Annotated in this window: 5 protein-coding genes; 1 reads left to right on the forward strand and 4 read right to left on the reverse strand. The window is 42.2% G+C overall.

Features of this window, described 5'->3' with window-relative positions:
* On the forward strand, window positions 1-427 hold a 427-nt coding region (locus tag L4C33_RS18005; RefSeq protein WP_428813789.1), incomplete at its 5' end, for an HAD-IA family hydrolase.
* A gap of 43 nt (window positions 428-470) precedes the next feature.
* Here L4C33_RS18005 and L4C33_RS18010 read toward each other — a convergent pair.
* The 4 genes from L4C33_RS18010 to L4C33_RS18025 form a co-directional block, all read right to left on the reverse strand.
* The gene (locus L4C33_RS18010) at window positions 471-2,372 is read right to left on the reverse strand and encodes a sensor domain-containing diguanylate cyclase (RefSeq protein ID WP_428813790.1); all 1,902 of its coding nucleotides are present in this window, start codon (window positions 2,370-2,372) and stop codon (window positions 471-473) included.
* 213 nt (window positions 2,373-2,585) lie between these two features.
* Entirely contained in the window at window positions 2,586-4,334 is a 1,749-nt protein-coding gene (locus L4C33_RS18015) for a formate--tetrahydrofolate ligase (RefSeq protein WP_428813791.1), read from the reverse strand.
* A gap of 199 nt (window positions 4,335-4,533) precedes the next feature.
* Window positions 4,534-5,838: an inosine/guanosine kinase gene (locus L4C33_RS18020; protein WP_428813792.1), complete on the reverse strand. Its 1,305-nt coding sequence runs from the start codon at window positions 5,836-5,838 to the stop codon at window positions 4,534-4,536.
* Window positions 5,839-6,121: 283 nt separating this feature from the next.
* Window positions 6,122-6,874 (reverse strand): FG-GAP repeat protein (locus L4C33_RS18025; protein ID WP_489686448.1); only part of this gene is annotated, 753 nt, incomplete at its 5' end.

The raw sequence follows: 6,874 nt of genomic DNA on the forward strand, positions 1-6,874 counted from the left end.
CAACAAGCATCAAAAGTTAGAATTAGATACTAAACAAGTATCTGAATATAAGATGCAGGCATTTCGTGATTTAGATGAAAAAGGCGACAAGATACAATGCACATTTGATGTGTTAATTAACCACTACCAACATAAAAAGGTAGCGGTAGGGACGGGAAGTCAGCGAATGAGTGCTACTAATTTGCTCACCCATCATCAAATTATCGATAAGTTAGATGCTTTAGTTACTGCCACGGACGTTACAGAGCATAAGCCTCAACYGGAAACTTTTTTGAAAGCAGCTCAACAAATAGGTTTATGCCCTGAACTGTGCGTGGTATTTGAAGATACCGATCTTGGCAAGCAAGCTGCTCACGCTGCAAAGATGGATTGTATAATGGTTGTTGATGGGGAAAGGTTAGTACTACACCCCTGGGAGCATAAATAACGGCCTTTATGTAGGGTACATAACCCAATATTGCGTTGTTGATTTATGCTATTTGATTGAGTTCAGAACTTAAAAATATACAGATATTATTTCGCCCGTTTGCTTTAGCGTCATACAGCGCGATGTCGGCGCATTTGTAGTTTTGATTAGCGTCAGCAGTAATATCTGTGATGCCACCACTGATGGTAACCTTGTCTGACAGTTCGAGTGCAATTGCTAATCTTAGTCGGTTTAACACGTAATCGGCTTCTTTGATTGTTGTGTGGGGAAGAATGAGTCCGAACTCTTCTCCACCAATTCTTGCAACGAAGTCAGTGTCGCGACATTCTTTCTGCATGACTTCTGCGACTGTTTTTATTACCTTGTCGCCATAATCGTGCCCATGCTGATCATTGATACGTTTAAAATGGTCAATATCGATAATGGCTAAACAGGCTTGTTCCTTGTCTTGATAACGTCCACTTCGATTCGATTGTTCTTTTAATTCTTGATCAAACTTCCGTCGGTTCCAACAGCCAGCCAATGTATCTCGTTCGCTTAAATTGCGCAGTCTATTTTCTAATTCCTTACGCTGGCTAATATCAACAAAAGACGCAACGTAGAATTGAATGGTACTGTTTTTATCCAAGATAGTTTGAATGCGTAGAATCTCAGTGATTAACGAGCCATCTTTGCGTTTGTTAACGACTTCACCTTCCCAAGTTCCTTTCTCTTGAATAACCTTCCACATGTTAATGTAGAACTCTTGGTTATATCTTCCTGAAGCAAATATAGAAGGCTGCTTGCCCTTTACTTCTTCTAAGGTGTAACCACTAGCACGAGTAAACTCTTGGTTAACCTGAACTATACGGTTGTTCTTGTCTGTTATAACTAATGCCGACATACCATTCATCGCAGCCTTTGCGAGTTGGCTTTCAATGCTGTTTTTATTATGTGTGTCGTTCCACCAGACAAATACAGCCGCAATACCCACAATAATCACGAACAATGCGAGTGCTTGTTGGTAAACCTGAAGGCGCTCGTCGTTATATTCGGCCTTTAAAGCAGAGTCTTGAACTTTAAGTACCATGAACAAAGATTGTTCTAATTGAGATACGGCAGAGCTGACATTGGAGTAGAAATACCAAGAGTGGCCATCATAAAAACTGCCGTCTTGGTTATTGTTCATTTTTTTCCATAACTTAGGGTTTGAAACTGCTAGCGTGTGTTTACTGCGTTCTTGAAGGACATGACCAAAAGCTTTATCTAATGAGCTATCCATTAAAATATGACCGCTTTGATTCACCAGCATAGGTATCGATTTGTTGCCACGTTCGTATTTCAAGCGTGAATAAATTTCGCTCATATTGAGGTTGGCGATAAAATATCCAAGTCGTTTCCCTAAGTGCTCTACTGGCGCAATGACTCGGAGAGCTGGAGTTATGGGTTCGACTAAATTTCCATTTTCTATTTCTAAATCAATACCATAAGAACGAATCTCACCCGAGGCTTGCTCTTGTGCCTGAATGAAATAATCGCGGTTAGATTTATCTTGTAATTGACTAGGAGCAATCACCGTTGTGATGTTGTCTTGATGGTTAACTCGAATTACCTCCATTCCGCTCGTATCTAAGAAGCGTAATTGGGCGTAATATTTTTGTTCACGAGCGAGTATAGTCCAAAGGTCTTGAACTGAATCCAAATGGATTGGATCGTTTGATGTTATAGCACGAAGTAGGGTTTTGGAGCGTGCGATGGTCGGTATCGACGTAGATATCTGGCGAATGATTGTCGCTAGCTCATGGTAGCTGTATTCGATTTGGTTGTAATGTGTTTGCTGCACGCGCACATTATATTGTTCTTCAACTCTCTGAATTTCAGCAGATATATATAAAGTAGGGACGACTCCTAGGGCAAATAGGGTTACCACAAATTGACCTAGTAGTAGAGTAATCTTGTTCTTCATATATCCCTCATAATTCAGGGGGGATAGTACAGTTTCATATTAAATAATAATGTGATCTTCTCCGCAAATGGCTGTTTGATTTATCAATAATGAGATCGAGATAGGGTAGAGAATATGAGTGAATTTGTTAAAGATAAAAAGAGGTCGCTTTACGCATTTGACGTAATAAGCTTCCTCTTTTTTGATGGGGTGGTGTACGGAAATTAGATAAGGTTAGCTTAATCCAATGATTTGGCCATCATCGTCTAGGTCTAACGTCATAAATGCTGGCTTATCGGGTAGGCCTGGCATGGTCATAACATTCCCACAAAGCGCATAAATGAAACCGGCTCCAGCACAGAGTTTTAGCTCTCGGATATTCACTTCAAAACCTACTGGTGCTCCTTTTAAATGGGCATCGGTAGAAATAGAAAGAGGCGTTTTAGCTAAACAGACAGCAAGCCCGCCGAACCCAAACTGTGTAAACTCTGCCAATTGTTTTTTAGCTGTGTCTGAAAGAGATAAGCTCGAAGCCCCATATCCAACTTCGGTGACAGTCATCAACTTAGCCTCAAGCGTGTCTTCTAAAGCATATAATGGAGTAAAGTTGTTTGGCTTGTCACAAGAGCGGATGACCGCTTGTGCAAGGTCTAGCGCGCCACTTCCTCCTTGAGAAAATGCGTCGCTGATGGCAATTTCAACGGTTGGATCAAAAGACTCAATCAGAGTTTTGAGCTGTTGTAACTCACTCTCTGAGTCTTGCGGAAAACGGTTAATTGCAACAACAGCTGCTACACCATATTTGCGAACGTTGTTAATGTGCCATTTTAAGTTCTCAAATCCTGCTATCAGTGCATTAGAATCGTTATTAAACAGGGTATCAGGCAAGGGCATTCCCGGTTTAAAATCGTATAGCCCAGAGTTGGCCTTTAAACCGCGGAGAGTTGCTACAATTACCGCGCAGTCAGGGGCTYTTCCTGAGACTTGAGCTTTGATGTTACATGCTTTCTCAAATCCCATGTCAGAGCCAAAACCACCTTCAGTGACCGTAAAGTCAGTGAGTTTTAAAGCAATGCGATCTGCAATAATTGAGGAGTTACCATGAGCAATATTGGCGAATGGTCCCGCGTGAATTAAGGTTGGAACACCTTCAAGTGTTTGCATCAATGTTGGTTGAATAGCGTCTTTCATTGTTACCGTCATCGCACCTGCAACCTGTAAATCTTCAGTGGTGACAGGGTCACCTTTTAGGTTGTAGCCAATAACGATGTTACCGATACGTTTACGTAGATCTTTAAGGTCACTTGCGAGTGCAAGGATCGCCATTAGCTCTGAAGCTGCTGAGATATCGAAACCGTCTTCACGTTGATAGCCATTGACCGACTTATCTGCTTCATTGTTGCCGACGGTGACCATTCTTAATGCACGATCATTGTGATCGACAACGCGTCTCCAACACACATTTTGTGGGTCAATTTTTAGAGCAGTGAGTCCTGTTCGAGCTTCGAAGGCTTCATAGCCTTGACGTTGTTCGTGATAAATACGCGCATCTATCGCAGCTGACGCCAGGTTATGAGCCGCTGTCACCGCGTGTATGTCACCGGTCAAGTGAATGTTTAGTTCTTCCATTGGTGACACTTGGGCGTAACCACCACCAGCTGCACCGCCTTTAACTCCAAATACTGGGCCCATTGACGGTTGGCGAATACATGCCATGGTGGCTTGGTTTAATTTAGCGAGACCTTGTGCTAATCCGATTGTTGTAACCGTTTTTCCCTCACCAAGCGGCGTTGGAGTAATCGCGGTCACGACAACGAGCTTACCATCTGAATTTTCTTTTAGTCTGTCTAAGCTGGCTAGTGATACTTTTGCCTTGTGATGACCATGTGACTCAAATTCATGTGAGAGTAGACCCGCGTGTTGAGCTACTTGTTCTATAGATTGTAGGGGGGTAGTACGACAAATTTCGATGTCAGATAGCATAAAAACTCCTTATGCAGGCTAACCAAGGTTAGGTAAACGTTTGCATCGCGATAATACGTTTAGAAATCGCATTGTAAAGGTGTGAACGGTGTATTTCGTATTCGTGTACGTTCGAATCAATGAATTGTTGTGCGAGATCAAATCCGGTGTTTGCATACAATAAAAAAGGCTGCCCAAGGCAGCCTTTCATTACTTGGGATTAACGTTCCCAGTATGTTTCTTCCAAGCTGTCTTCTCGTTCTGGTAATGCACGAGAAAGGCGAGGGGAATGTTGAGTTAATACTTCGTAACTCACACGGTTAGCATACTTACAAATTTGAGACAAAGAAGAGTAAGTTAGGCAAGTGTGTTCGTGTTTCTCTGAGTTTGGCACGTTCACGTGGTGGTAGCTGTTTGCTGCCATGTCGTGAAGTAGCGCCGAAAGAGCACCATCGCCAGCGCCATTCGTGTTCTTAATCTCTAGAGGGCCACCTAGGTAAGGGCCGATATGAGAGTATACTTTGATTGGTTTTACGCAATCTTGCTTACGCATTGAACGGCTAAACTCATACTTGTTGAATTCAGGGATGTTACCCGGAAGCAATGGTAAAGTCGTTTCACGTTTGTTTGATTCGTCTGTGTAACCTGCCATGTAAAGTCCGATAGGACCAGCGGTACATAGAACGAGATCAACCCATTCAAGCGCTTTGTTAGCTGCTAACAATGGATCTTTTTCACCGGTTAACGCTTCACCTTCATCTTCGTTCATTGCGACGATAGTTACGTTTTCTTTTAGGTATTCTTGCCACCATTCAGCATTACCTTCGATTACGTATTTAGTACCAAGAGTTAATACAACAGGGACATTATGCGCTTTCGCGTATTCAATAGCTTTTTGTACAGCTTGTGGCATTGGATCTTCAGGTTTACCGCGCATTAGGTAAGAAGAAACGACTAATGCAGAGGCTTTTTCGAAAACCTTTTCAGGAATACTCTCAGGGAGCAGCTGGTTCATGTGGCCTTCATTGATAGCAAACGTACGCTCACCATCTTCTGAAATTAGCGTATAACAACGACCAATTGGACCATCTACAGTTTGAAGGTGGTTTAAGTTCATACGAGAAGAAGTGCGGCAAAGGTAACGGTAACCAAATGAACCGACTTCAATTTTCTTAGACATGACGCCAAGAAGGACAGATTTACTGTCAGCAAGAACAGAATAGTTGTGCAGCGTATTACCGATAGTATCGCCAGGGTACTGGTGCGTAATTAAACCGCGTTCAACCAACTCTTCATACAACGCATCTGCTTTGCTTTCTTCTAATACGAGTGAGTGACCTTTACTCAACTCATACTTTTCGAGGAACGCGTTGTCGACACGAGCTTCTATATCAACAATAGTTTGACCTACACCGACAATCGTTGCGCGGTGAAGCCTTGGTGTTTGTTGAATTTGATTGACCAACGGATCACGTGCGTGAGTTGGAAAGTAGTGCTTAGATTTACGCTGTCCAGGAAACTTCATATGAAAAATACAGTGAAAAATTTTGCCGTATGATATCACAAAATCGATGTATTTCTTTCATTTTTATTACATTTGAGTCCACCTGCTCAATCACTGTGCAAATGAACTCGACACTCTTCATTAATTGATTGCAGTCACAGCTGTTGGTCCAATCAAAGTGTTCTGCAATGTGTTCGTATCAAGACTAGAAGACATGGAATATTAGAAATCGTCCATGTCGGTATAAAATTGATAGGGTGGACTCTTCAGAGTCCTATATCCTCTTTCTGGTATCTATAGTGTTTTAGTAAACGTAGACCGCACCGGAATGAAGCGCACTTTGTGATGTTTGATCACCATTGATACCTATTGCGTTTGAATCTTCATAGCTTGTTCCCACTACGATGCGGCTAGCATCAGCACTTATGGCTACGGAATGTCCAAATTCGTCACCGCTCTCAGTATTCGTTGCTTTGAGATAGGCTTGTTGTTGCCATGACGCACCATCGAAAGCAAACAGATAAGCCGCACCAGCGTTGCTGTAATGATTACTTAATTGGTCACCATTAATGCCAACAGCTTTTGATCGTTCACTCGATGAACTAATAACAATATGATTACCATCTGCACTCATGCTAACAGCGCGACCAAAATCATCACCGCTTTCTGTATTTTCCGCACTAAAAGTGGATTGTTCTATCCAACTATGACCATCGTATCCAAACACAAATACAGCTTGTTTTAACAATGAACTTGCCACAAAGTAATTACCATCATGACTAATGTCTAACGGAGATCCAAATTGAGCCCCCCGAGCTTTTTTTGATGCAAAAACCTCGGCTTTCTGAAGCCATGTATTACCATCTTGCTGGAATACATATACAGCTCCAACTGCAGCGTTTTTGTTGAAAGAAACCCCTGTCGCCCCTGCAATAATAGTACTCCCATCGCCACTGAGTGATACTGCGCTACCAAAGCGTTCGTTGTAATTCGGCGTATCCGTTTCTAGACGTTCTATTTTATTCCAAGTTAAACCATTGTAAGCAAACAGATAAAT

The sequence above is a fragment of the Vibrio makurazakiensis genome, from assembly GCF_050337375.1.
GTDB lineage: Bacteria > Pseudomonadota > Gammaproteobacteria > Enterobacterales > Vibrionaceae > Vibrio > Vibrio makurazakiensis.